Consider the following 1,032-nt stretch of genomic DNA (forward strand, 5'->3'; position numbering starts at 1 on the left):
CGATCGATCAACGTGCTCTTCCCGGTTCCGGGATATCCGGTGATGCCGATCACCGAAGCCTGCGTACGCGAAGGCGTGAGTTGCGCCAGGACTGCCGCTCCGACCGGGTCCCGGTTTTCGATGAGCGACATGACGCGCGCGATGGCCCGAACCTCGCCCTTTGCGATCTGATCTGCGAGGGTCTCGGCTTCGAGCCGCATGAACGATCGATCGAGACAGGCCTGCTCCACATCACACCTTTACCGTTGCCGGTGGTTCGCAATGGCGCGGCACGTGAGCGAGTCGGGAGCTGAGCGGACGCCGTAGCGCTTCGGCCAACTGTTGCGCGCAAGCCGCCACCAGCCCTTCATCGACCGGCACCCTCGCGCCGGAGGCCTTCAAGGCAAACACGACATCTTCCGTCGCCACATTGCCGGAGGCGCCCGGCGCATAGGGGCAACCGCCCAGACCTCCCGCCGAACAGTCGAAGGCCGTCAGTCCATATTCGTCCCAGGCCGTGAGGACATTTGCGATCCCCATGCCATAGGTGTCGTGACAATGCAGCGACAACCGTGCCGGGTCGATATGGGGGATCACGGTATCCAGCAACATGCGGAGGTCGGACGGTGCGGCCTTGCCGACGGTTTCGCCCAGCGACAGCTCATCCACGCCGAGATCGAGCAGTTGTTTCATGACATCCAGCACGCGCGTCGGAGCGATTCGTCCTTCATAGGGGCAGAACAGCACGGTGGAGACGTAGGCGCGCACCAGCATGCCGTCACGTTCGGCCGCTCTGACGATCGGCCCAAACCGCATCAGCGATTCTTGGACCGTGGCTTTGATGTTGTGCCGGGTGAAACTGTCCGACGCGGCGGTGAAGAGGGCAATCTTGGTGACGGCTGCCGCTCGGGCCCGCTCGAAGCCGCGCGCGTTCGGCACCAGGGCCGAATAGGTGACACCGGGGAGGCGTTCGATGCTCCGGAAGACTTCGTCCGCATCCGCTAACTGAGGAATGGCGGTGGGGGAGACGAACGAGCCGGCCTCGATCTCCGT

Annotated in this window: 2 protein-coding genes; both read right to left on the reverse strand. The window is 64.1% G+C overall.

Annotated elements, in window-relative coordinates:
• The coding region (locus KF784_20370; GenBank protein ID MBX3121412.1) for a hypothetical protein at window positions 1–230 on the reverse strand (230 nt) is incomplete at its 3' end.
• A 1-nt stretch (window position 231) separates the two neighbouring features.
• On the reverse strand, window positions 232–1,032 hold an 801-nt coding region (locus KF784_20375; protein MBX3121413.1), incomplete at its 5' end, for a hydroxymethylglutaryl-CoA lyase.

The sequence above is a fragment of the Fimbriimonadaceae bacterium genome, from assembly GCA_019638775.1.
Taxonomy (GTDB): Bacteria; Armatimonadota; Fimbriimonadia; order Fimbriimonadales; family Fimbriimonadaceae; genus JAHBTD01.